Consider the following 20,971-nt stretch of genomic DNA (forward strand, 5'->3'; position numbering starts at 1 on the left):
CATGCCGAACGTGTTCGCCCACCTCATCCTCGCCGCCCTGGTCTGGGCTGGCGCCACGCCGTGGTCGCCGGGATGGTCCCAGGAGGGCACCGCGCGGCAGACGCCCTTCACCCTCGTCGCGACCCGCGACGCAAACCTCGCCTTGCACCTGCGCTGGACCATCGCGCCCGGCACCTACCTCTACCGGGACAGGATCCGCGCCGAGGCCAACACCGGCATGGAGCTTCCCGTCAGCACGCCGCCCGCGCAGACAAAGGACGACCCGAACTTCGGGCCGACGGAGGTCTACCACGACTCCGTGGAGGCCATCGTCCCCGGCGCGGCGCTGGCCAGCCTGCGGGAGGTCCGGGTCACCTACCAGGGCTGCGCCGAGCGGGGCATCTGCTACCCGCCGGTCACGAAGCGGCTGGATCTCGCCGCCCTGGCGAGCGCCGGAGCGTCTCATGGCGGCGAAGCCACTCCCGCAGGCGAAACGGCCGCCGCGCCTACCCGCCAAAACGTCTTCCCCGCCGGACCGGCGGCCCTTCTTATCGGCAACCTCGTCGGCGTCCTGGCGGGCATGTTCGGGCTCGGCCTCCTCCTGGCGTTCACCCCCTGCGTGCTGCCGATGGTGCCGATCCTGTCGGGCATGATCGTCCGCTCGGGCCAGGGCCTCACGCCGGGGCGAGGCCTCGCGCTGTCCGGAAGCTACGTCCTCGCCATGGCTGCGGCCTATGCCAGCCTCGGCGTCGCGGCGGCTTGGCTCGGCCGCAACCTGCAGGTCGCGCTCCAGACCCCGCTCGCCCTCGGCCTGGTGGCCGCCGCCTTCGTCGCGCTGGCCCTGTCGATGTTCGGCCTTTTCGACCTACAGGCGCCGCGCTGGTGGCGGGACCGCTTCGGCGCCCCGGCGGCGCAGGGAGGATCGGTCGCCGGCGCCGCGTTCCTCGGCTTCAGCTCGGCCCTCGTCGTCGGGCCCTGCGTGACGCCACCCCTTGCCGCCGCGCTGCTCTACGTCGCCCAGACGGGGAACGTCCTGCGCGGGGCGCTGGCCCTGTTCGCCCTCGGCCTCGGGATGGGCGCGCCGCTGGTGCTCGTCGGCGCGTTCGGCGCCGGCATCCTGCCGCGGTCCGGCCCGTGGCTGGAGCGGGCGAAGCAGGCCTTCGGCTTCGTGTTCCTGGCGCTTGCGGCCTCGCTCGTGACACGCCTGCTGCCGGACGGGTTGTCCCTCCTGCTTTGGGCGGCGCTCGCCATCGGCACCGGGCTGGCGCTCGCGATGCTGACCACGAACGGCCGCCCGTCACTCGCCGGTCGCGCGGCGGGCTTGCTGGCCTTCGCCTATGGGGGGCTCCTCCTCCTCGGGGCTGCCACGGGCGCGGACGACCCGCTACGGCCCCTCGCCGGCCTCGGCCCATCTCGACCGGACCACATCGCCGGGGCTCGTACGGTCTCCTCCGTCCCGGCTTTCGAGGCCGCGCTCCTGGCGGCCCGAGCCGAGGGCAAGCCGGTGCTGGTCGAGTTCGCCGCCGACTGGTGCACCGTCTGCCGGACGAACGAGCGGACGGTCCTGGCGGACGCCGGCATCCGGGAGCGGCTCAAGGCCGTCTCGGTCATCCGCGCCGACGTCACGCGCGACGACGACGCCACCCGCGCCCTGATGCGCCGCTTCGAGGTGGTCGGACCGCCGACCCTCATCCTGATGCGCCCCGACGGCGACGAGGTCGGCGAGGCCCGCACCGAGGGGGAACTCACGGTCGAGGACCTGGAGCGCCGCCTCGCCCTTGTCGGCGCTTGAGCCATCCCCCTTTCGACACATCCAAGGAGACCGTCATGGACCGCAGGACCCTGCTCGCCCTTCTGCCCGCCGCAGCCCTCGCGCGGCTGGCCGTTGGCACCGCCCGTGCCGAGGGCATCGACGCCAACGCCATCCTCAATGATCCGGAGGCGCCGGGCTCGGGCAACCCGAAGGGCGACCTGACCATCGTCGCCTTCCTCGATTACAACTGCCCCTTCTGCAAGAAGGCAGAGCCCGACCTGCTCCGGCTGGTGAAGGCGGACGGGCGCATCCGCCTCGTCCACAAGGACTGGCCGATCCTCGGCGACGCCTCCGTCTACGGCGCCCAGCTCGCCCTCGCGGCGAAGTACCAGGGTCGGTACGACGACGTGCATCGCGCGCTGATGGGCATCCCCGGCCGCAAGATTCCGAAGGAGCGGATGCTTGAGGCGGTCTCCGCCTCGGGCGTCGACATGGCCCGACTGGAGGCGGACCGGGCATCCCACCAGGGCGAGATCGTCGCCCTTCTCCAGCGTAACCTCGACCAGGCGGACGCCCTCGGCCTGCAGGGCACGCCGGTCTTCCTGATCGGCCCGCTCAAGGTGGCGGCCGCCCTCGATTACGACGGCTTCAAGCAGGCGGTGGCACAGGCGCGCGCAAAGGGCCGCTCGTGATGCGGCCGGTAGTGCGCCTCCCGGCGCTCCTCGCGCTCGCCGTGGCGCTCGGGGCCTGCACAGCATCGATGGGTGCCCCCGGGCCGGTCGCCGAGGCGGGACCGCGCCTTCCGGCGGATGCCGTCCGCCGCTACGCGGCCATCACGGACGAGCCATTCCCGGTCGATGCGGTCGATCCGCAGGACCTCAAGGCCCGCAACGTCCGCCAGGTCGTAGACTATCCGACCAGGCAGCCGCCCGGCACCCTGGTGGTCGATCCCTACCGGCGCTTCCTCTACCTCGTCATGGAGGGCGGTAAGGCGATGCGCTACGGGGTCGGGGTGGGCAAGGTGTCAGGCGACACGGCAAACTGACCCCCTGACGCCATGAGGATCTGACCCCCTCGATGAGCGAGGAGGTCGAGATGATCAGGAACGAGGCTCAGGCTCTGACGCGGATGGACGATCCGTGGAGGGCCGAGATGAAGACGCCGGACGACGTGTCGGCGATGATGCGGCTGCAGGCGCTCGGCTGGGGCGCGAAGCGGATCGCAGCCGAGCTTGGCTGTTCGAAGAACACGGTGAAGCAGTGGCTGCGACGGGGGGATTGGCGCCCCTGCGCGACGCCCTCGCGCTCGAAGCAGCTCGACGGCTTGGCGGACTGGCTGGTCGAACGCTTCCGGCAGCATGCGGGCAACGCCGACGTCGTGCGCCAGGATCTGGCGACCGAGAAGGGCATCCACGTCAGCCTGCGCACGGTGGAGCGGGCGGTCGCGCCGTTGCGGCGGGATCTGGTGATCGCCGCGCGGGCGAGCGTGCGGTTCGAGACGCGGCCGGGCGAGCAGATGCAAATCGACTTTGGCGAACGGCGCGTCGAGATCGGCGGCGTGCCGACTCGGGTCTCCCTGTTCGTAGCGACGCTCGGCTACTCGCGCCGCCTGCACGTGCGTGCCTTCGGCCACGAACGGCAGGAGGACTGGTTCGCCGGGCTGGAGAGCGCTTTCCGGGCTTTCGGCGGCGTGCCACACGAGGTGTTGCTCGACAACGCTCGCGCCCTGGTCTTGCACCACGACCCTGTGAGCCGCGAGGTCGTCCTGCACCCGCGCCTGCACGCCTTCTCCCGCCACTGGGGCTTCCGGGTGCGGGCCTGCGCCCCGTACCGGGCGCGCACGAAGGGCAAGGACGAGCGCGGCGTCGGCTACGTCAAGAACAATGCCGTGGCCGGCCGCCGCTTCGCGAGCTTCGCAGCCCTGGAGGCGCATCTCGATGCCTGGACGCGGGACGTCGCCGACCGGCGCGTGCACGGCACGACCGGCGAGGCGCCGGGCGAGCGGTTCGCCCGCGACGAGGCTCGGGCGCTACGGCCGCTCGCGGGCGTGCCGCCGTTTTCCGCCGCGCGCGATCTCGTGCGCCGGGTCGGAGCGGACTGCGCGGTTGCGGTCGACGGCAACGCTTACTCGGTACCCTGGCGGCTGATCGGTGAGCGGGTGCGGGTCACCGTGAGCGGAGCGGTGGTGCGCGTCCACCACGGCGGACGGGAGGTCGCCGCGCATGCCGAACTGAAGGGACGTCACGGCCGTGCGGTCGACGACGCTCATCTGGCCGGGCTCGTGGGTAGCCGTGAGCGACCGGCTCATCGGCGCGACCCGCCTCCTCTCGTGGCGACGCCGGAACTGCTGCGTCCGCTCGCCGAGTACGAGGCTGTCGCCGGGGGAGGCTTCTGATGAGCGAGGAACACGATCACCTCACCGTACTGCTCGACCGCCTGAAGCTGACGGCCATGCGTGACCAACTCGACAGCCTGATCGACGAGGCCGGCCGGGGCGAACTGACGATCCGCGAGGCGCTGACGCTGTTCTGCGAGCGGGAGATCGCCCGGCGCGATCAGCGGCGCATCGACATGGCCTTCGGGCTGGCCCGCTTCCCGTTCGTGCGCGACCTGACCGGCTTCGACTTCGGCGCACAGCCCTCGTTGGACAAGGCGCAGATCCGCGAGATCGCCACCGGCCGCTTCATCGCCAACGGTGAGGCGGTGCTGCTCCTCGGACCACCCGGGGTGGGCAAGACGCATCTGGCGGTGGCGATCGGGCGTGCGGCGATCGTGGCCGGCTACGGCGTGTTGTTCACCCCAGCCACGACGCTCGTGGCGCAGTTGGCCAAGGCGCACGCCGAGGGGCGGCTGGAGGAGCGGCTGACGCACTATGCCAAGCCGAAGCTGCTGATCATCGATGAGCTCGGCTACCTGCCGTTCGAGCCGGATGCCGCGCACCTGTTCTTCCAGCTCGTCAGTCGCCGCTACGAGCGCGGCGCGATGCTGGTGACCTCGAACCGGGCGGTGGGCGAGTGGGGCAGCGTGTTCGGGGACGCGGTGGTGGCCACCGCCATCCTCGACCGGCTGCTGCACCATAGCCACGTCGTCACCATCCGCGGTGACAGCTACCGCCTGCGCGAGAAGCGTCGCAGCGGACTTCTACAGAGGGCCGCTATCGTCCCCAACCCCACGCCCGTCTAGGCGAGGAAACCGGCATGGGGGTCAGATCCTCGTGACGCGAAGGGGTCAGTTCCGGTTGTCGCTTGAAACAAGGCCGGCTTCGAGTTCACCGGGGAGGCGACGGTCGCCCGCAAGGCGTCTTGGCCGCGCTGGACGCCGACACCCGACATGCTCCGGCGTGACCCAGAGCGGAACGGGCGCTGGGCCGGTGGGATGCCCGGGGGCGCACGCAATCCCCTCGGGGCCCGCGCGCTCTACCTGTTCAAGGACGGCAAGGACACCCTCTATCGCATCCACGGCACCACCGAGCCCTGGAGCATCGGCGAGGCGGTGTCCTCGGGGTGCATCCGCATGCTCAACCAGGACGTCATCGACCTGCATCGCCGCGTGCCCACCGGCACGAAGGTCGTCGTGCTCGGGTCGCGGAGCAACGCCCAGGCCGGGCGGCCAGCAGCGCCGGAGACCACCGGCAGCCTCGACCGTGCGCGCCTCGACGACCTTTCCCGCGGCGCCTCGGAGGCGCCCGAACCCCTGACGGACGATGGAGTAGCGGATGACGACGGTCTTTAGGAGCCTGATGCTCGCGGTCCTCCTCGCGACGATGGGCATCGGCGCGGTCCGCGCTGGCTCGGAGGCGCCGGCCGGCTACTACGCCGACCAGAAGGTGGTCTACCACAACGGCGGAAGCGGCCCGGACGGATCGGTCTACTTCAAGCGCCTGCTGGCCAACCTGCGCAACCACGTCGAGGCCGTGGGCAAGGCGCATGTCGAGATCCGCGTGGTAAGCCTCGGCGACGGGGTCGGCCTGTTCCAATCGGCCGCGAACGACAAGGAGCTCGCCGGCCGCATCGACGCGCTCAAGGGGATGGGCGTGCGGTTCCTGGTCTGCGCCAACACCCTGCGCGAGCGGAAGATCGACCGCACCACCCTGTACGGCGTCGGCGAGGACGAACTCGTGCCGAGCGGCGTCGCCGAACTGGCACGCCTGCAGGGCATGGGGTTCGCCTACATCCATCCCTGATCTCGTCGAGCTGTAGTCGACGCGCCCCCCGCCGGCACCCCGTCGGCGGGGGGCGCTCGTGCGCCACCGCACCCACGCAGCGCATCCCGAGCCAAGGCGCAAGTTTCCCGCTTGCCATTCTATTAGATATTGCTAATTAAGCTTCATCTAATGTTTGGCCTGGCATGGGACGACGTTCCCCGCGGCCAGCCGGACCTAGTCCGCACCAACGCCTGGGAGCGACCACCATGGACGGCTTCACGCCTGTCAGCGCCCTCGCCGGCGGTGCCATGATCGGCACCTCCGCGGCCCTGTTCCTGCTCCTCAACGGACGCATCGCCGGAATCAGCGGCATCCTCGGCGGACTGCTCGCCCCACCCTCGCGCGAGACCGGATGGCGGGCCGCCTTCGTGGCGGGGCTCGTCGTGGCGCCGCTCGCCTATGCCGGCCTGGGGGGCAGCGTGCCGCCGGTGACGGTCGGTGCGTCGTTCCCGCTGTTGATCCTCGCGGGTCTGCTGGTCGGCTTCGGCGCGCGCTTCGGCGCCGGGTGCACCAGCGGCCACGGCGTCTGCGGCATCGGCCGCGGCTCGCCCCGCTCGCTGGCCGCGACCGGCACCTTCATGGCCGTCGCCGTCCTGACCGTCCTCGTCATGCGCCATCTCGTCGGAGCCTGAGCCATGGCCAAGACCGCCTCCGCCTTCGCCGTCGGCCTCCTGTTCGGCCTCGGCCTCCTCGTCTCGGGCATGGCCGACCCGGCCAAGGTCCTCGCCTTCCTCGACGTGACCGGGGGCTGGGACCCCAGCCTCGCCCTCGTCATGGCGGGCGCCGTCGCGGTCTCGGCCGCCGGCTACCGCTGGGCGAGGTGGCGCGGCCGGCCGGTGCTCGCGCCAACGCTCGACGTCCCGGCCCGGCGCGACCTCGACGGACGCCTGATCGCCGGTGCCGCGATCTTCGGCCTCGGCTGGGGCCTGGCCGGTCTCTGCCCCGGCCCCGCCCTCACCATCCTGACGGTGGCCCCGGCCGAGGCCATGACGTTCGTGGCGGCGATGGTCGCCGGCATGCTGCTGTTCCGCCTGGTTCCGGCGGCCCGCCTGAAGCCGACGGCCGTGCTGGGAGCCGACGCATGATGCCCGGTCCCCTCACATCCGGCCTCGCCGCCGGGTCGGGCGGGGTCGTGGGCGTGATCCTCGGCCTCGTCGGCGGGGGCGGCTCGATCCTCGCGGTCCCGCTCCTGACCTACGTGGTCGGCGTGTCCTCGCCCCACGTGGCCATCGGGACGAGCGCCCTGGCGGTCTCGGTCAGCGCGGCGGGCAACCTCGTCCCGCAATGGCGGGCCGGGAACGTGAAGTGGCGCTGCGCGGCGGCGTTCTCGCTGGCCGGGGTCCTCGGTGCGCTTGTCGGCTCGGCAGCCGCCAAGGCGGTCGACGGGAAGAGCCTGCTCGCCCTGTTCGGGGTCGTCATGCTCGTGGTCGGGGGCCTGATGCTGCGCAAGCGGCAGGGCGACGGCGATCCGGACGTGCGCCTGACCAAGGCCAGCGCCCCGGTGCTCCTGCCCTGGCTCCTCGGCATCGGCCTCGCGGTCGGCCTGTTCTCCGGCTTCTTCGGCATCGGCGGGGGATTCCTGATCGTGCCGGGCCTGATGCTGGCGACGTCGATGCCGCTGCCCATGGCCATCGGCACCTCCCTTGTCGCGGTCAGCGCCTTCGGGGCGGCGACCGCGGCGAGCTACGCCGCGTCCGGCCTGATCGACTGGCCGCTCGCCGGCCTGTTCATCTTAGGCGGCGTGCTCGGCGGCCTCGTCGGATCGAGGCTCGGCCAGCGCCTCGCCGGGCGCAAGCGCGCCCTGACCGTCACCTTCGCCGGCCTCGTCATCCTGGTCGGCCTGTACGTCGTCGCCCGCGGGGCCCTGCCGCTCCTCGGCCTGAGCGCCTGATACCGGAAAGGAGGAGATCCATGTCGAACCAGACCGCCGGAGCCCTGCGCGGGCATCCCGTCGTGACCGGCTTCCACGACGAGCCGACCGGCAGCATCCAGTACGTCGTCGCGGACCCCGGCACGAAGCGCTGCGCGATCATCGACCCGGTCCTCGACTTCGACCCGAAGTCCGGCGCGACCGCGACCCGGTCCGCCGACGCCCTGCTCGCCCATATCGAGCGGGAGGGCTACGAGTTGGAGTGGATCCTCGACACGCACCCGCACGCCGACCACTTCTCGGCGGCCGGCTACCTGCACGACAAGACCGGTGTCCCGACCGCCATCGGCGAGAAGGTCGTCGACGTGCAGCGGCTCTGGAAGGGGCTGTACAACCTGCCGGAGACGTTCCGCACGGACGGGTCGCAGTGGTCCCGGCTCCTCGCCGACGGCGAGCGCTTTAGGATCGGCGACCCTCGACGTCGAGGTCATGTTCACGCCGGGCCACACCCTGGCCTCCATCGCCTACCGGATCGGCGACGCCGCCTTCATCCACGACACCCTCTTCATGCCCGACAGCGGCTCGGCGCGGGCGGACTTCCCGGGCGGTAACGCGCACGCGCTGTGGCGCAGCATCCAGCGCATCATGGCCCTGCCGGACGACACGCGGCTGTTCACCGGGCACGACTACCGCCCGGGCGGACGCGCGGCGGCCTGGGAGAGCACGGTCGCCCAGCAGCGGGGGGAGAACCCGCACCTCGTCGAGACCCCGACCGAGGAGGCGTTCGTGGCGATGCGCGAGGCCCGCGACCGCGAGCTGCCGATGCCGAAGCTCATCCTGCACTCCCTGCAGGTGAACATCCGCGGCGGGCGCCTGCCCGAGCCCGAGGCGAACGGCCGCCGCTACCTGAAGATCCCGCTGGACGCCCTCGACGGCGCGGCGTGGGGCGAATGACGGAGACGAGCTTGACCACGATCAGCGCGAAGGACCTGGTGGCGCAGGCCAACCGGGAAGTGGAGACCCTGTCGGCCGAGGAGGCGCTGGCGCGCTGGGGCCAGCCGGGCACGGTGCTCGTCGACGTGCGCGAGGGCGAGGAGTTAGCCAAGACCGGCAGGATCGCCGGCGCCGTACACGTCCCCCGCGGCTTCCTTGAGTTCCAGGCCGACCCTGCGAGCCCGACCCACCGGGCCGAGCTCGGCGGGGGCAAGCGCTTGGTGCTCTACTGCGGTTCCGGCAACCGTTCGGCCCTGGCCGCCAAGACCCTGAATGACATGGGCCTTGGGCCGGTCGCCCATGTCGCCGGCGGCTTCCCCGCGCTGGCGAAGGCCGGCGGAACCGTCGAGCCAGCCTGATCGGGACTGGCAAGCCGACAAGCCGCAGGTCACTTGCGACCGGCGGCCTCCAAGTTTGGGCGGTCGACGATCTCGACCGCGCCGCGCCGGACCTCGATTAGGCCCGCCTCGGCCCATTGCCCCAGGATGCGGCTCACCACCTCGCGCACGCTGCCAATGTCGTCTGCGAGCTTCTGGTGGGTCACCGAGGCCACCCCACGCGGGTCAGCCTCGGCCAGAAGCCGTTGCGCGAGGCGCTGCTTCAACGGCGCGAACGCGACCTCGTCGATCAGCGTGAACAGGCCGGACATCAGCCGTGTGTAGTCGTCCATGACGAAGCTGCGGAACGCGGCGCTCTCGCCCATCAGGTGTTGGAACGTGCCCACCGGCAGAGCCGCGAGTTCGGTCCGCTCCTCGGCGATGCTCTGCGCCGGGAAGTTGCCGCCGGAGAGGAGGCACTGTGTGGTCAGGGCGCAGGTGCCGCCCGGCCCGACTTTGTAGATCAGCACCTCGCGCCCGCCTTCAGACATCCGGAAGATGCGCGTGCGGCCCTCCAAGCACATCAGGTAGTTGGCGCACTCTCCATCGAGTTCGTAGGCGATGGCGCCCGCGTCCAGCACCGGGAAATGCACGGTTCCCCGGGCGATCTGGAGGTGCGCCGGGCTGAGCGCCTGCAGGAGCGGGAACCGGTCGATCCATCGCTCGACCTTCTGAACATCCGTCATGGCTGTCGTCGTCCCCCCGGGCCATGACGACAGGCTGATCGTCCGGCTCGCGTTGCGTTTTTCTCCCGCCGCGCCGGACTTGTGTGACCTGGGTCACCGACCGGTTGCGGAGGCTCCGCATAGCATCGCGACACAACGAACACGATAAGGGCGCCCGCCATGTGCGGCGCCCGCCGGGAGTGAACCGATGCGCCGCCTCGCCCTGAGCTTCATGCTCGCCGTCCTCGCCGCCGGCCCCGCCGCGGCCGAACAGGACCTCCTGCTCGGGGCCGACATGTCGTCGCCCGCGATGACCAAGGCCGAGATGAGCCGTGCCGACGTCGAGGCGCTGATCAAGGCTGCGGACGGCAAGCCGGTCGACCTCCGCGACAAGTCCCTCTCCGGGCTCGATCTCTCCGGGTTGAACCTCCGGGGGGTCAACCTGCGGACGGCACGCCTGAACAAGGTAAACCTCCGCGGCGCCGACCTCAGCGGCGCGAACCTCGAACAGGCGTGGTTCATCAAGGCCGACCTGTCGGGCGCCAAGCTCGCGGACGCGAAGATGTTCGGCATCACTGCCCGCGACGCCAACCTCAGCGGGGCCGACCTCAGCCGGTCAATGCCCATCGGCGACTTCAAGGGCGCCAACATGCGCGGCGCCACGCTGGTCGACCTCAAGGGTGGGGCCGACATCAAGAACCAGTCCATGGGCCTGATGCGCGCCGTATTCGTGTCGGTAAACCTCTCGGGCGCGAACCTGAAGGGCGCCAATCTCGGCCGGTCGCGGCTCGAATATGCCAACTTGAAGGATGCCGACCTCACCGACGTGGTGTTGATGGGCTCGGACCTGTCCGGGGCCAATCTAACCGGCGCCACGGTGGCGGGCGCGGACTTCAAGAACGTCGACGTCAGCGGTGCCCGGCTGATCGACCTCAAGGGTCAGTCCGAGGCCAAGGACTGGACCGAGCGCGTGAACGTCGACCGCGCCATCACCCAGGCAACCAATTGAGCCGCCCGTAAGCCTCGACCCATCACCAAGGACACAGACAGCCCATGACCACCCGTCGATTCCTGCTCGGCACCCTGGCTGCCGCCCCCCTGCTGTTCGGTACCGCTGCGAATGCGGCCGAGGCCGTCTTCACGCCTGATGCCTTTGAGGCGGCGCAGAAGGCCGGCAAGCCGATCCTCGTCCATGTCACCGCACCGTGGTGCACCGTCTGCGCGGCGCAGAAGCCGATCCTCGCCAAGCTGGAAGCCCAACCCCGGTTCAAGGATCTCCAGGTGTTCGATGTCGACTTCGACAGCCGCAAGGACGTGTTGAAGCGGTTCGGCGTGACGAGGCAGAGCACCCTGATCACCTTTAAGGGTGAGAAGGAGACGGGCCGCTCGGTCGGCGACACCCAGCCGGAGTGGATCGAGGGCGCCGTCGAGAAGGCGTTGTAGGTCTGTCATGGCCACGACGTTCGGCCTCGCGTTCCTCGCCGGCATCCTCTCGGTGCTGTCCCCCTGCGTGCTGCCCCTGCTGCCGCTGGTGCTGGGCGCGGCGGCCTCGGAGCATAGGCTCGGCCCCGCCGCCCTGGCCGCCGGTCTCGCGGTGTCCTTCGTGGCCATTGGGCTGTTCGTGGCGACCGTGGGGTTCGCCCTCGGCCTCGACGCCGATGTCTTCCGCACCGTGGCGGCCATCATGCTGGTCCTGATCGGACTCGTCCTGATGGTTCCGGCCGCCCAGACCCGGCTTGCCGTTGCCGCCGGCCCGGTGAGCAACTGGACCGAGAGCCGGTTCGGTGGCTTCTCGACCGCCGGGCTCCTGGGACAGTTTGGGGTCGGGCTGCTGCTCGGGGCGGTCTGGAGCCCCTGCGTGGGGCCGACCCTCGGGGCCGCGTCCCTCCTCGCATCGCAGGGGCGAGACCTGGGTACGGTGGCGGCAACGATGCTTCTGTTCGGCATCGGCGCCGCCCTTCCGCTCCTGCTCCTCGGCACGCTGTCCCGCGAGGTACTGATGCGCTGGCGCGACCGGATGATGGGGCTCGGCAAGGGGCTGAAGGTCGCCCTGGGCGCCATCCTCGTGGCCACCGGCCTGCTGATCGCCACGGGCTACGACAAGGCTGCGGAGACCGTCCTGGTCAACGCCTCGCCGGCTTGGCTCACCGACCTGACGACCCGCCTTTGACCTCGATGGTATGTGCCTCCAGAGCCCGCCCCATGCGACCCTACCTTCTCCGGATCTGCCTGCTCTACGCTGCCATCCTTCTCGGGATTGCAGGTCCGGCACATGCTTGGGAATTGGTCGGCACGAAGCAGCTTGAGCTACGCACCCGCGACGGTACGTCCATCCCAATCGGCACCGTGACGTTCACCCCAGGGCCGGACGCCACGCGGTTCGTCGTCACCCTCGACCGGACGAAGCTCAAGGACTTCTTTCTGTCGATGCGCGAGTTCAAATGCGTCGATGGACCCGAGGTCCAGTGCCACGTCCCCTATCCCTACGCGAATCCGGGAACGGTCCGCGCGGGCGATTTTACGTGGCTCGAGCACGCCCTGCTCTTCCTCTACAAGGCGCCGGCCGACTACGGAGCCAAGTTAAGCAACGGCCTCTATTACGCTCTTCAGAAAACGGAGGACGGGCTGGTTGGAAGGCCGATGGCGGTGGACCTCAACGACATCGCGGCTCCGCCCCAGGATCCCTCCGTGCCCCCGTTCGATCAGGCTGCCCGTGCGGACATTGTTCCAGGCGCCCGCTGGATCGAGGCGCTCGTCATTCGCTGAGACGAGCTCGTCAACCCACCGGACTCAGTTAAACGCGCAGGTAGCTCCATCCTGCTTCCTGAAGGGTCACGAGACGGACCGCCCCCGCTGGAACGATGCCGACGTGGGGCAGCAGTTCCAAAGGGTGTCCCTCGGCCTTCTCCATAGCCTTGATTGTGTTGCCGCAGGCCGAGAGGACGATCCCGGGCACGCTCTCGCTGATGGAATGGATCCTCGCCGTCACGGGCGATGTGTCGGCCCGCAGCATGAGCAGGCCTGGGCCATAGGCGACGATCTCGACTTCCAGTTCCTCTGCCTGTTCGCTGTATTCGCGCGCGAGGTTGACCGCATTGTTGAGGGCAAGATCGAACACGCCGCTCTCGCGCGAACTGACCTGCATCGCGACGCGGTGGGTCTTCGGGCCGGTTGCCGGAGCCGCCGTGGCCCTGCTCGCCCCGAGTCCGGCCAGCAGCGCGGCCAATCCGGACACACCCCTGCGCGACAGCATCATCTCGTCCCCTCCGTTGTCGAACGATCCTGATCCGAGACGCGCGCTCCTCTTGGAACCATCTCGTCAGGTCTGCAGGAATCGATAGCTGTCGCCGGCACGCTCGACATGTCCGACGCCCGAGCCCGGGAGATGAAAGCCAACGAGCGTCATCCGCTCGTTCGCCAACCGGTCCAGCAGGGTCAGGCGGGTGCGGGAAGCGAGGTCGCGGTCGAGATCGCTTCCGAACGCCCAGGCGGGACGCCGGAACGACAGGACGCCATGGCTTAGGGCATCCCCGCCGATCAGTACCTGCTCCCGTCCCGCTTCGACGAGTACGGAGGCGTGGCCGGGTGTATGCCCCGGCGTCGCGACGTAGGTGAGGCCGGGAGCGATGCTCTCGCCTGGCTTGCGGCGCTCCAGCTTCGACTCAAGACGGCGCAGGGTCCGTCGCGAGCCCACGGAGAGACCCTTCAGCCAGTCGGGCACCAGGTTCTCGACGTCGTCGCGGGTCCAAAAATCCCATTCCGCCGCCGGCACCACATAGCGGGCATTGGGAAACCGTTCGCTGTCGTCGAAATCGTCGATCGCGCCCCAGAGATGATCGGGATGGGCGTGCGTGAACACGACCTGGGTGATCGCCTCGCGCGAAATGTTCCGGCTCTCCAATGTCTCTCCGAGCTTGCCCGCCGTCGGCTGAAATGAGTTGCCCGAGCCAGCATCGATCAGGATGATCTCCGAACCAATTCGCACGAGGCTCGCGTTCGTCGGGATTGGGGTGGCCTCCGCGCGCTGGCCCTCGACCTTGAAGACAGTCTCCACCTCCTCGCGCGGCGTGTTGGGCAGCATGAACGCGAGGGAGGAGGACAGCGTGCCGTCGCTCGCCGTCTCTACCGAGGTACCGCCGACCTTCAGTGCTGCCGCCGGGTTCGCGGCCGCGCGGCCGGTCGGCCACGCCCCCGCGAGGCCCGCCGCGAGCCCCGCCATGAAGAGACGCCTGTCGCAGCGCGATTCGGGAACAGAGGCGCCGGTCGTCACTGGACCGGAGGCGCCTTCTTCGCGGAGTCGGCAGCCTTGTCGGGCGTCACGTCGAGGATGCGCGCATGGCTCGTGATGGTCGCCTCTTTGGGCAGGCAGTTGGTCATGCAGGGCTTGGCCGTCCAGAACTCCTTCTCCGCCGTCTCGCGGTCGTCCATGAAGAAGTTCTTCTCGTTCGGCAGGCGGATGCTGGCGAGGTTCTTCTCGTTCACCTCGAAATCCTGATCCTTCAGAATGTCGTTGAGATAGAGGAGATAGGCCGTGACCGAGTAGGTCTCGTCCGGCGTCAGGGTCTGGGCCGCGCCGAACGGCATCGCCCGGTGTACGAAGTCGAATACGGTCGAGACGTAGGGCCAGTAGGACCCGATGGTCTTGACCGGGTTCTCCGACTTCAAGGTCCCGGATCCGCCGGCGAGTTCCGGCCACCGGCCCGCGCCTTCGCCGAACTCGCCGTGGCAGCTGGCGCAGCGCTCCTGGAAGATGGTCTCACCGAGTGCCGCCGTGCCCTTGCCGACCGGAAGCCCCTGGCCGTCCGGCCGCACGTCGATGTCCCAGCCCTTGATTTCCTCGGGCGTTGCCGCGCGGCCGATGTTCAGGCGCTCGGCCGCCACCGGCGTCGCGGCGAGGAGGATGGCCGAAAGGGCGGCCGGAATGAGGTTACGCGACCTCGACATTCTCGATCTCCCCGGTGGGCAGCACGTGCCAGGTCTGGATGCCGTTGTTGTGGTAGATCGAGTTCAGGCCGCGATGCTGGCGCAGCGCCGCCTTGGTCGGCTGCACATAGCCGGTCTCGTCCCTGGCGCGGGACTGGAGCAGCAGCGGCTCACCGTTCCAGTCGAACTCGTAATAAAAGCGCGTCAGCGCCTTATCGAGGACCGGACCGTCGAGCCGGGCAGCGCGCCAGTTGCGACCGCCATCGAGGGAGACGTCCACGCCATTGATCGCCCCGCGTCCCGACCACGCGAGGCCCGAGAGCACGGTGAAGCCCTTGCCGCGAATGGGCGCCTGCGGGCTCGGATTGGTGATCACGGACTTCGCGTCCATGGCCCAGGTGAAGCGCCGCGCCTGTCCGTCCGGCATGAGGGCCGTGTACTTCGAGGTCTCCTCACGGGTGTGCCAGGGCTCGTCGCCAACCTTGATCCGGCGCAGCCACTTCACCCACATATTGCCCTGCCAGCCGGGCAGGACGAGGCGCAGGGGATAGCCGTGCTCGGGATAGAGCGCCTCGCCGTTCATGGCGTAGGCGACGATGGCGTCGTCGAGCGCCTTCTCGATCGGCACCGAGCGGGTCATGGCCGACGCGTCGGCCCCCTCCGGCAGCAGCCACTTGGCGTTCGTCTTGAGACCCGCCTCTTCGAGCAGGCGCTTGAGCGGCACGCCCGTGTACATGACGCAGTGGATCATGCCGTGGGTGAACTGGCAGCCGTTGAGCTGCGCGCCCTTCCACTCCATGCCGGAATTGGCCGCGCATTCGAGGAACGCGATCCGGTTGACGCGGGGGAAGCGCTTGATGTCCTCCAACGTCAGCATCAGCGGCTTCTCGACGAGCCCGTGGATCATCAACCGGTGCTCGGCCGGGTCGATCTCGGCAATGCCGCCATGGTGGCGCTCGAAGCCGAGGCCGTTGGGGGTGATGATCCCCTCAAGCTGGTGCAGCGGCGTGAAGCTCACCGAGCTCTGGCGAGAGGCGGTCAGCCATTCGACGTCGCGGCGGATCACGTCCGCCTCGAACTTCGAGGGATGGCCATAAGGTCGACTTACGACACCGTCACCGAGGGATTGCGACCATTCCGGCACGTTCGGCGGCAGGTTCTTCGCATCCGGTGCGGCGGCGGCCGCATGGCCCGCGAAAGCCCCGGTTCCCACCCCGGCGCCGACCGCTCCGCCGAGAGCGAGACTGGTGCGCAGGAAGGATCGGCGGGAGGTCGGCCCGGACGGATCGGGGCGCGGCTTCGGTTCAGACATCGGTCTCTCCGAACTATTTCAAGTATGGCAATGTGTGAATATCTTCAAGACGCCTAGGCGCCACGGACGGTGACCTGCGCGGGCGTCGGGTTCACCGTTCCCTTGGCCTTGATATGCGAGGCGACGACGTCCCAGATCGGCGGACCCTCGGTTCCCTCGTTGACGCTCGCCCAGCCCGCCACGGTGTAGCTGCTGCCGGCCTCGATGGGTTTGCCGGTGCGCAGCAGGGTGAGGTCGGAGATGCGGCTGCCAGCCGGACGGGCGACGTCGATGGCGTAGGACACGCCCCCCACCCGAACCATGTCGCCCCCCTGCTGATAGTACGGGTCTGCGTTGAAGAGGTTGTCGGCCACGTCCTCCAGCACCTCCTTTAGCCGGGCGCCGGTCATGGGCATCCGGTAGGCCGCCGGGTAGGTGATGGCGGTGGCGTTGTAGACGTCCTCGTGGGTGATCGCTTGTCCGGGCAGGAGGGTCGTGCCCCAGCGGAAGCCGGGCGAGAGGGCGATGTCGGCCTCGCGCTCGGACAGGAGCGCATCGCAGATCAGGTCATCAAGGGTGCCGTTGAAATTGCCGCGCCGGTAGAGCAGGGCCTCGGTCCGCCCGAGTTCCTGGCTCAGCATCGTCTCGTGGGGTGCACGGATCGCCTGGATCTTGGCCGCCATCGCCTTCTGCGGGGCGATGACATCGGAGAAGATCGGGATGAGCTTCGAGCGGTAGCCCTTCACGGCGCCGTCCCGCACGTCGAGGTCGACACGGGTGAGGAACTTGCCGTGGCTGCCCGAGGCGATGAGCAGGGTGTTGCCGACCTTCACCGCCTGCGGCAGCGCATCGTGCGTGTGGCCGGTCAGGACGACGTCGATACCCTTCACCCGCGAGGCGAGCTTGCGGTCGACGTCGAAGCCGTTGTGGGAGAGCAGCACGACGAGGTCGGCGCCCTCTTTCCGGGCCTTGTCGACGCTCGCCTGCACATCCTCCTCACGGATGCCGAAGGACCAGTTTGGGATCATCCAGCGAGGGTTGGCGATGGGCGTGTAGGGGAAGGCCTGCCCAATCACCGCGACCTTCGCGCCGCCGCGCTCGAACATTTTGGTGGATTCGAAGGCCGGCTCGTTCCACTCGGCGTCGCGGACATTCTGGCCGAGGAACGGGCAGCCGAGCCCGTCCACGATCTCCTTCACCCGCTCGGTGCCGAGGGTGAACTCCCAGTGGCCGGTCATGGCGTCTGGCTTCAGCAGCGCCATGCAGTCGACCATGTCCTGGCCCTTGCTCACCATCGAGGTGTAGCTGTTCTGCCAAGTGTCGCCGCCGTCGAGGAACAGCACCTTGTCGCCGCGCTCGGCGCGGATCGCGTCGAGCACCGTGGCGATGCGGTCGAGGCCGCCCATCCGGCCGTAGCTGCGGGCCAAGGCGATGTAGTCCTCCGGCGTCAGCGCATAGGCCAGCGGCGAGCCGCCGGGGATGCCGTAGAGGTCGAGGGTGGCGCGTCCGGTGACGTGGGGGACCTGACCGCGCGCCTCGCCCACCCCGAGATTGGTCGAGGGCTCGCGGAACAGCACGGGCCGCAACTGCGCGTGGATGTCGGTCAGGTGGACCAGGGTGACGTTGCCCATCGGCTCGAAGGCCAGGAGGTCGTCCTGGGTCAGGCGCTGCTGGGCGAAGGCGCGGGTCCAGCCTGTCGGCACCAGGGCCGCGGTGGCGGCGGCGATCTGCAGGAAGTCGCGGCGTGAGGTCATGGGACGATCCGACACTCAGTTGCGCACGGCAGGCGTCTCGACCGGAAGGCCGAGGCCGCGCCACGCGACGTAGGTCTCCAGGGCGAGGAACTCGTCAGAGAGCGGCTTGAACGGCGTGGCCCGGACGTCCTGCATGCAGCCCTCCATGCGCTCGTGCAGCGGCACCAGCCGCTGGTCGCGAAGGCGGTAGACGGGGAAGCCGTTGCTCTGCCCCTGGCTGAGGAAATCGGCCCGAAGGTATTTGCCGTGGTTCTTCTCGTGGCAGCTCGCGCAGGCGAGATCGAGCTGGCCGTTCCGCTGGTAGTAGAGCGACTTACCGCGCTCGAACCAGGGCGTCATCGGCCCGTCCACCTTCACGGCGACCGGCATCCCCCGGGACTGGTTGCGGATGTAGGTGGTCATCGCCGTGAGTTCGGGCGAGCCGAAGGCGTAAGGCTCGGCCTTCAGGGCGCCGCTGCGGCAGATGTTGATCCGCTGCTCAAGATTGATTGGCTTCCCGAGCCTCTCGTTCCACTTCGGATAGGCCGCCGCGACGCCCTTCATCGAGGTCGAGGCCTCGTTGTGGCAGCTCGCGCAGGACTTGCCGGCCGCGCCATCGACCTTCGACCAGAGTTCCTCGCCCTGCTCGACGGCGAGGAAGCCCGGATTGTTGAAGTCGTCGGCCTGCATCTCCTGCGTTTCCTTGGAACGGAAATACAGGCCCGAGACGACTTCCTCGAACGGAGAATCCGGGCTCTGGGGCTTCATGCCGTGCGCCTGCCACGCCGGGCGCTCGGACGCTTCCTTCGCGACGGGCGCCGACGGCATGTCCTGTGCGTGCGGCGCGACGGCCAATGCGACGAGCGCGAGCGCTGTAAAGGCGAGAGTTGGGCGGACCATGGTGAGGGCTCCGGCGCGGCGGGGAAAGGCGCTCCGGGGCGAACGGCCCCGGGCGCGCGTCAGGCGACCTTGATCTGCTCGGTAGCCTGGATCTTCGACCCGTCGTCATCGACCCAGGTAAAGGTCAGCGCTCCGGATTCCTCGGGCTTGATCTTGAACTGGAAGTAGGGATTGGCGGAGACTGCGCTCTCGATATCGGCGCTGAAGATCGTCTTGCCGTTCAGGTCACAGGTGAACTTGTTCAGGATCTTGCGCGGGATCGTCTTCCCGTCCTTGTCCTTGCGCTGACCGGACTCCATCGTGTGGGAGACGAGCGTCTTCACCTCGATGATGCCGCCCTTGGCGACCTCCTTTTTGTCCAGTTTGATCCGCGGCTTCACGTCGGCCATGTGGTCCTCCCGTCCTCGTTCAATGCTGTCGCGTGTGGGTTAGCCGCCGCAGCCGCCGATGGTGACCTTCACCTGGCGGACGTCGCTGAAGACCGAGCCGTCGTTCATGCGGGCGACCGCGATGACGTTCTGGGTCTCTGCGAGACGGATCCGGGTGTTCGCCTCCGCGACGCTCGACGGCGTGAAGTGGAAGCTGATGACGCCGGGGTTCGGGTTGCCCTCGGCGACGATCATCACCTCCTCGACGTAGCTTTCCGCCGTCATCGGCCCGTCGACGCTCACCGTCATCGGCACGGTGTTGCCGTTCTCGGCGATCTCGGGGAGTTCGAGCTTGACCCTGCCCTTCACCGGCTCCTTGCCGCGGGTGAAGGCCTTGATGGCCTCATCGGTCGCGGGCTTCGCCGCCAGGGCCGGGCCGGCGCGGAAAGCGAAGGCGGTAGCCACCATGGCGCCGGTGCCGAAGGCCAGGGCTTGGCGGCGGCTCAGTGCGGGGATCTTGGCAGAGGTCATGGCAAGCGGCTCCTTCAGCCCGCGAGATCACTTCAAGGTCGTGAGGTAGGCGACGACGTCCTCGACCTGCTGCGCGGTCAGGATCGGCTTGCCCTGGAATTCGGCGCGCACGCGGTGGAGGCCGTCGATCCGGTAGAAGGCCGGCATCACGGTGGCCTCGGTGAAGACGTGCTTCGGGTTGACGATGATCATCCGCAGGTGGGCCGCGTCCCACCGGCTTGCGACGCCGTCGAGGGAGGGCCCGACCTCGCCGTGGAAGGATTCGCCCTTGAGCGACAAGACCTGATGGCAGCCGAGGCAATTGCCCTGGCGCCGGTTCACGACGACCTTCGCGCCGGCCGACGCATCCCCCGGCTTGTCGGTGAGCGGCGCGGGGATCGCGTCGCTGCCGTCGATGGCGACGATCTCGAACGGGGCGAGCCCGGTGGAAGCTGTCTCGGCTCCGGCGGCGGTCGCGAGGACGCAAAGTCCCGCGAGCGCAAAGGCTGTGATCGGCCTGCGCATCTGGCGTTTCCTCGGTGCGCCGTCTTTGCGGCGGGTGCGGTCGTCTCGGACCGCTCGCCATGCCGATGGGCGAACCCATCGACATATGCGAATTATTGCAAGTTTGACGCGGATCGCTTTCAAGTCAAGCTGGAATTGCGAGGCCGCTGACTCTCGCGGCCCGACTGTCAGCCCCGCTTCGCCGTCTCCGGGGAGCGCAGGTAATCCTCCAGGGTCATCCGCTCGTCGGCGCGCTCGGCCACGAAGGCGAAGGAGCGGCGGAACTCCTCCGGCGGCACGTAGCCCCGCATTCGCAAGACCTCGCGCTGCTGGGGCGGCTTGCTCGCGAGCGCCGTTTCCTCGGCCGGAAAGAACTGAACGGTCGGCGTGGACCGGATGCCGTACTTCTCAGCGAAAGCTTTCTCGGGAAGGATCTGCCCGTCGAAATCGGTGACTTCCCGTGAACCGATGAAGTTCAGTTGCAGGATCTCGAAACGCTCGCGGATGAAGGCACTCGTCGCCGGATCCGCGAAGTTCACGAGATGGATCTGCTTGCAGAAGGGGCAGCCCTTCAATTCCCAGAGGATGGCGAGGCGTTTGCCGTGCTCCCGCGCCGTCTTCAGATCGTCGGGGAGATCGAGGAAGCTTTCGAGGAACCAGGGCTCCCGGTAGAGGCCGTCATCGCCCTGGATCGCCTGGGCCATGGTTTTGGAGGGCAGGCCGAGCGCGAGGGCAGCCGCCAGGAACCGGCGCCGGGTCGACATGGCGTCCCTCCAAATATTCGAGTTCCTGCATGTGTAGAGCGATTGTCCTGCCCCTGGCAATCCGGTCCTCCTGACATCTGGCCGCCCCTGAAGCCGCACGGACGACGGCGGTTTCCCGGTATTGGCGGTCACGATCCC

The 20,971-nt window shown here is 69.0% G+C and carries 24 protein-coding genes and 3 pseudogenes; 16 read left to right on the plus strand and 11 right to left on the minus strand.

Translation table 11 applies throughout. The features are described 5' to 3' along the window. The first annotated feature begins 1 nt into the window (after position 1). The 12 genes and pseudogenes from dsbD to ABC766_RS07290 all read left to right on the plus strand — a co-directional run bounded on the left by dsbD (position 2) and on the right by ABC766_RS07290 (position 9,157). Positions 2–1,771, plus strand: coding sequence for a protein-disulfide reductase DsbD (gene dsbD, locus ABC766_RS07235; protein WP_342141134.1), 1,770 nt, complete (start codon positions 2–4; stop codon positions 1,769–1,771). A 35-nt stretch (positions 1,772–1,806) separates the two neighbouring features. Further along, on the plus strand, positions 1,807–2,424 hold the full coding sequence (locus tag ABC766_RS07240; RefSeq protein WP_342141135.1) for a DsbA family protein: 618 nt from the start codon (positions 1,807–1,809) through the stop codon (positions 2,422–2,424). Continuing rightward, positions 2,424–2,753, plus strand: a pseudogene (locus ABC766_RS07245) (L,D-transpeptidase); the annotation flags it as partial. The gene ABC766_RS07240 and the pseudogene ABC766_RS07245, both read left to right, overlap by 1 nt. A gap of 74 nt (positions 2,754–2,827) precedes the next feature. Then, positions 2,828–4,126: an IS21 family transposase gene (gene istA, locus ABC766_RS07250; protein ID WP_427902312.1), complete on the plus strand. Its 1,299-nt coding sequence runs from the start codon at positions 2,828–2,830 to the stop codon at positions 4,124–4,126. Next, positions 4,126–4,914 carry an IS21-like element helper ATPase IstB gene (istB, locus tag ABC766_RS07255; RefSeq protein WP_127991182.1) on the plus strand — a complete coding sequence of 263 codons (789 nt, stop codon included), beginning with the start codon at positions 4,126–4,128 and terminating at the stop codon, positions 4,912–4,914. Before istA ends, istB begins: the two co-directional genes overlap by 1 nt. A 69-nt stretch (positions 4,915–4,983) precedes the next feature. Continuing rightward, positions 4,984–5,463 (plus strand): annotated as a pseudogene (locus ABC766_RS07260) (L,D-transpeptidase); the annotation flags it as partial. After that, positions 5,447–5,914 carry a DsrE family protein gene (locus ABC766_RS07265; RefSeq protein ID WP_342141136.1) on the plus strand — a complete coding sequence of 156 codons (468 nt, stop codon included), beginning with the start codon at positions 5,447–5,449 and terminating at the stop codon, positions 5,912–5,914. The pseudogene ABC766_RS07260 and the gene ABC766_RS07265, both read left to right, overlap by 17 nt. A 227-nt stretch (positions 5,915–6,141) precedes the next feature. Next, on the plus strand, positions 6,142–6,567 hold the full coding sequence (locus ABC766_RS07270; RefSeq protein WP_342141137.1) for a YeeE/YedE family protein: 426 nt from the start codon (positions 6,142–6,144) through the stop codon (positions 6,565–6,567). 3 nt (positions 6,568–6,570) lie between these two features. Beyond that, positions 6,571–7,020 (plus strand): DUF6691 family protein, encoded by a 450-nt coding sequence (locus ABC766_RS07275; RefSeq protein ID WP_342141138.1) that lies wholly within the window; start codon positions 6,571–6,573, stop codon positions 7,018–7,020. Beyond that, positions 7,017–7,826 carry a sulfite exporter TauE/SafE family protein gene (locus tag ABC766_RS07280; RefSeq protein WP_342141139.1) on the plus strand — a complete coding sequence of 270 codons (810 nt, stop codon included), beginning with the start codon at positions 7,017–7,019 and terminating at the stop codon, positions 7,824–7,826. The genes ABC766_RS07275 and ABC766_RS07280 overlap by 4 nt, the downstream gene beginning before the upstream one ends. A 20-nt stretch (positions 7,827–7,846) precedes the next feature. Further along, positions 7,847–8,759, plus strand: a pseudogene (locus ABC766_RS07285) (MBL fold metallo-hydrolase). Positions 8,760–8,770: 11 nt separating this feature from the next. Next, complete coding sequence (locus ABC766_RS07290) at positions 8,771–9,157, plus strand: rhodanese-like domain-containing protein (protein WP_342141141.1); 387 nt, start codon at positions 8,771–8,773, stop codon at positions 9,155–9,157. A gap of 29 nt (positions 9,158–9,186) precedes the next feature. Here ABC766_RS07290 and ABC766_RS07295 read toward each other — a convergent pair whose 3' ends face one another. Further along, complete coding sequence (locus ABC766_RS07295; protein ID WP_342141142.1) at positions 9,187–9,861, minus strand: Crp/Fnr family transcriptional regulator; 675 nt, start codon at positions 9,859–9,861, stop codon at positions 9,187–9,189. Positions 9,862–10,048: 187 nt separating this feature from the next. On the opposite strand from ABC766_RS07295, the gene ABC766_RS07300 reads away from it, so the two are divergent. From ABC766_RS07300 to ABC766_RS07315, 4 genes are read left to right on the plus strand one after another with little or no spacing between them, the layout of a single operon-like run. Beyond that, positions 10,049–10,849 carry a pentapeptide repeat-containing protein gene (locus tag ABC766_RS07300; RefSeq protein WP_342141143.1) on the plus strand — a complete coding sequence of 267 codons (801 nt, stop codon included), beginning with the start codon at positions 10,049–10,051 and terminating at the stop codon, positions 10,847–10,849. A 44-nt stretch (positions 10,850–10,893) separates the two neighbouring features. Further along, positions 10,894–11,283 (plus strand): thioredoxin family protein, encoded by a 390-nt coding sequence (locus tag ABC766_RS07305; RefSeq protein ID WP_342141144.1) that lies wholly within the window; start codon positions 10,894–10,896, stop codon positions 11,281–11,283. Between the two features lie 7 nt (positions 11,284–11,290). After that, positions 11,291–12,010, plus strand: coding sequence for a cytochrome c biogenesis CcdA family protein (locus ABC766_RS07310; RefSeq protein WP_342141145.1), 720 nt, complete (start codon positions 11,291–11,293; stop codon positions 12,008–12,010). 32 nt (positions 12,011–12,042) lie between these two features. Further along, positions 12,043–12,606, plus strand: a complete 564-nt coding sequence (locus ABC766_RS07315) for a hypothetical protein (RefSeq protein ID WP_342141146.1) — start codon at positions 12,043–12,045, stop codon at positions 12,604–12,606. A 28-nt stretch (positions 12,607–12,634) separates the two neighbouring features. On the opposite strand, the gene ABC766_RS07320 is transcribed toward ABC766_RS07315, so the two are convergent. The 10 genes from ABC766_RS07320 to ABC766_RS07365 all read right to left on the minus strand — a co-directional run bounded on the left by ABC766_RS07320 (position 12,635) and on the right by ABC766_RS07365 (position 20,833). Then, the gene (locus ABC766_RS07320) at positions 12,635–13,096 is read right to left on the minus strand and encodes a hypothetical protein (protein ID WP_342141147.1); all 462 of its coding nucleotides are present in this window, start codon (positions 13,094–13,096) and stop codon (positions 12,635–12,637) included. A gap of 63 nt (positions 13,097–13,159) precedes the next feature. Next, positions 13,160–14,059 (minus strand): MBL fold metallo-hydrolase, encoded by a 900-nt coding sequence (locus ABC766_RS07325; RefSeq protein ID WP_345821632.1) that lies wholly within the window; start codon positions 14,057–14,059, stop codon positions 13,160–13,162. A 47-nt stretch (positions 14,060–14,106) separates the two neighbouring features. Continuing rightward, the gene (locus ABC766_RS07330; protein WP_043378799.1) at positions 14,107–14,784 is read right to left on the minus strand and encodes a c-type cytochrome; all 678 of its coding nucleotides are present in this window, start codon (positions 14,782–14,784) and stop codon (positions 14,107–14,109) included. Next, positions 14,768–16,075 carry a sulfite dehydrogenase gene (gene soxC / locus ABC766_RS07335; RefSeq protein ID WP_345821633.1) on the minus strand — a complete coding sequence of 436 codons (1,308 nt, stop codon included), beginning with the start codon at positions 16,073–16,075 and terminating at the stop codon, positions 14,768–14,770. Before soxC ends, ABC766_RS07330 begins: the two co-directional genes overlap by 17 nt. 53 nt (positions 16,076–16,128) lie before the next feature. Then, positions 16,129–17,808 (minus strand): thiosulfohydrolase SoxB, encoded by a 1,680-nt coding sequence (gene soxB / locus ABC766_RS07340; protein ID WP_342141150.1) that lies wholly within the window; start codon positions 17,806–17,808, stop codon positions 16,129–16,131. 15 nt (positions 17,809–17,823) lie between these two features. Further along, positions 17,824–18,687, minus strand: coding sequence for a sulfur oxidation c-type cytochrome SoxA (soxA, locus tag ABC766_RS07345; protein ID WP_342141151.1), 864 nt, complete (start codon positions 18,685–18,687; stop codon positions 17,824–17,826). 59 nt (positions 18,688–18,746) lie between these two features. Next, positions 18,747–19,076: a thiosulfate oxidation carrier complex protein SoxZ gene (gene soxZ, locus ABC766_RS07350; RefSeq protein WP_010682137.1), complete on the minus strand. Its 330-nt coding sequence runs from the start codon at positions 19,074–19,076 to the stop codon at positions 18,747–18,749. Positions 19,077–19,115: 39 nt separating this feature from the next. Then, positions 19,116–19,586, minus strand: coding sequence for a thiosulfate oxidation carrier protein SoxY (soxY, locus tag ABC766_RS07355; RefSeq protein WP_010682138.1), 471 nt, complete (start codon positions 19,584–19,586; stop codon positions 19,116–19,118). Positions 19,587–19,613: 27 nt separating this feature from the next. Continuing rightward, a complete protein-coding gene (gene soxX, locus ABC766_RS07360) occupies positions 19,614–20,090 on the minus strand; it encodes a sulfur oxidation c-type cytochrome SoxX (protein WP_342141153.1) in 477 nt (158 codons plus the stop codon). Between the two features lie 167 nt (positions 20,091–20,257). After that, positions 20,258–20,833: a thioredoxin family protein gene (locus tag ABC766_RS07365; RefSeq protein ID WP_342141154.1), complete on the minus strand. Its 576-nt coding sequence runs from the start codon at positions 20,831–20,833 to the stop codon at positions 20,258–20,260. Between the last annotated feature and the right edge of the window lie 138 nt (positions 20,834–20,971).

Source organism: Methylobacterium fujisawaense (genome assembly GCF_039619325.1).
In the GTDB taxonomy this organism is placed as follows: Bacteria; Pseudomonadota; Alphaproteobacteria; order Rhizobiales; family Beijerinckiaceae; genus Methylobacterium; species Methylobacterium fujisawaense.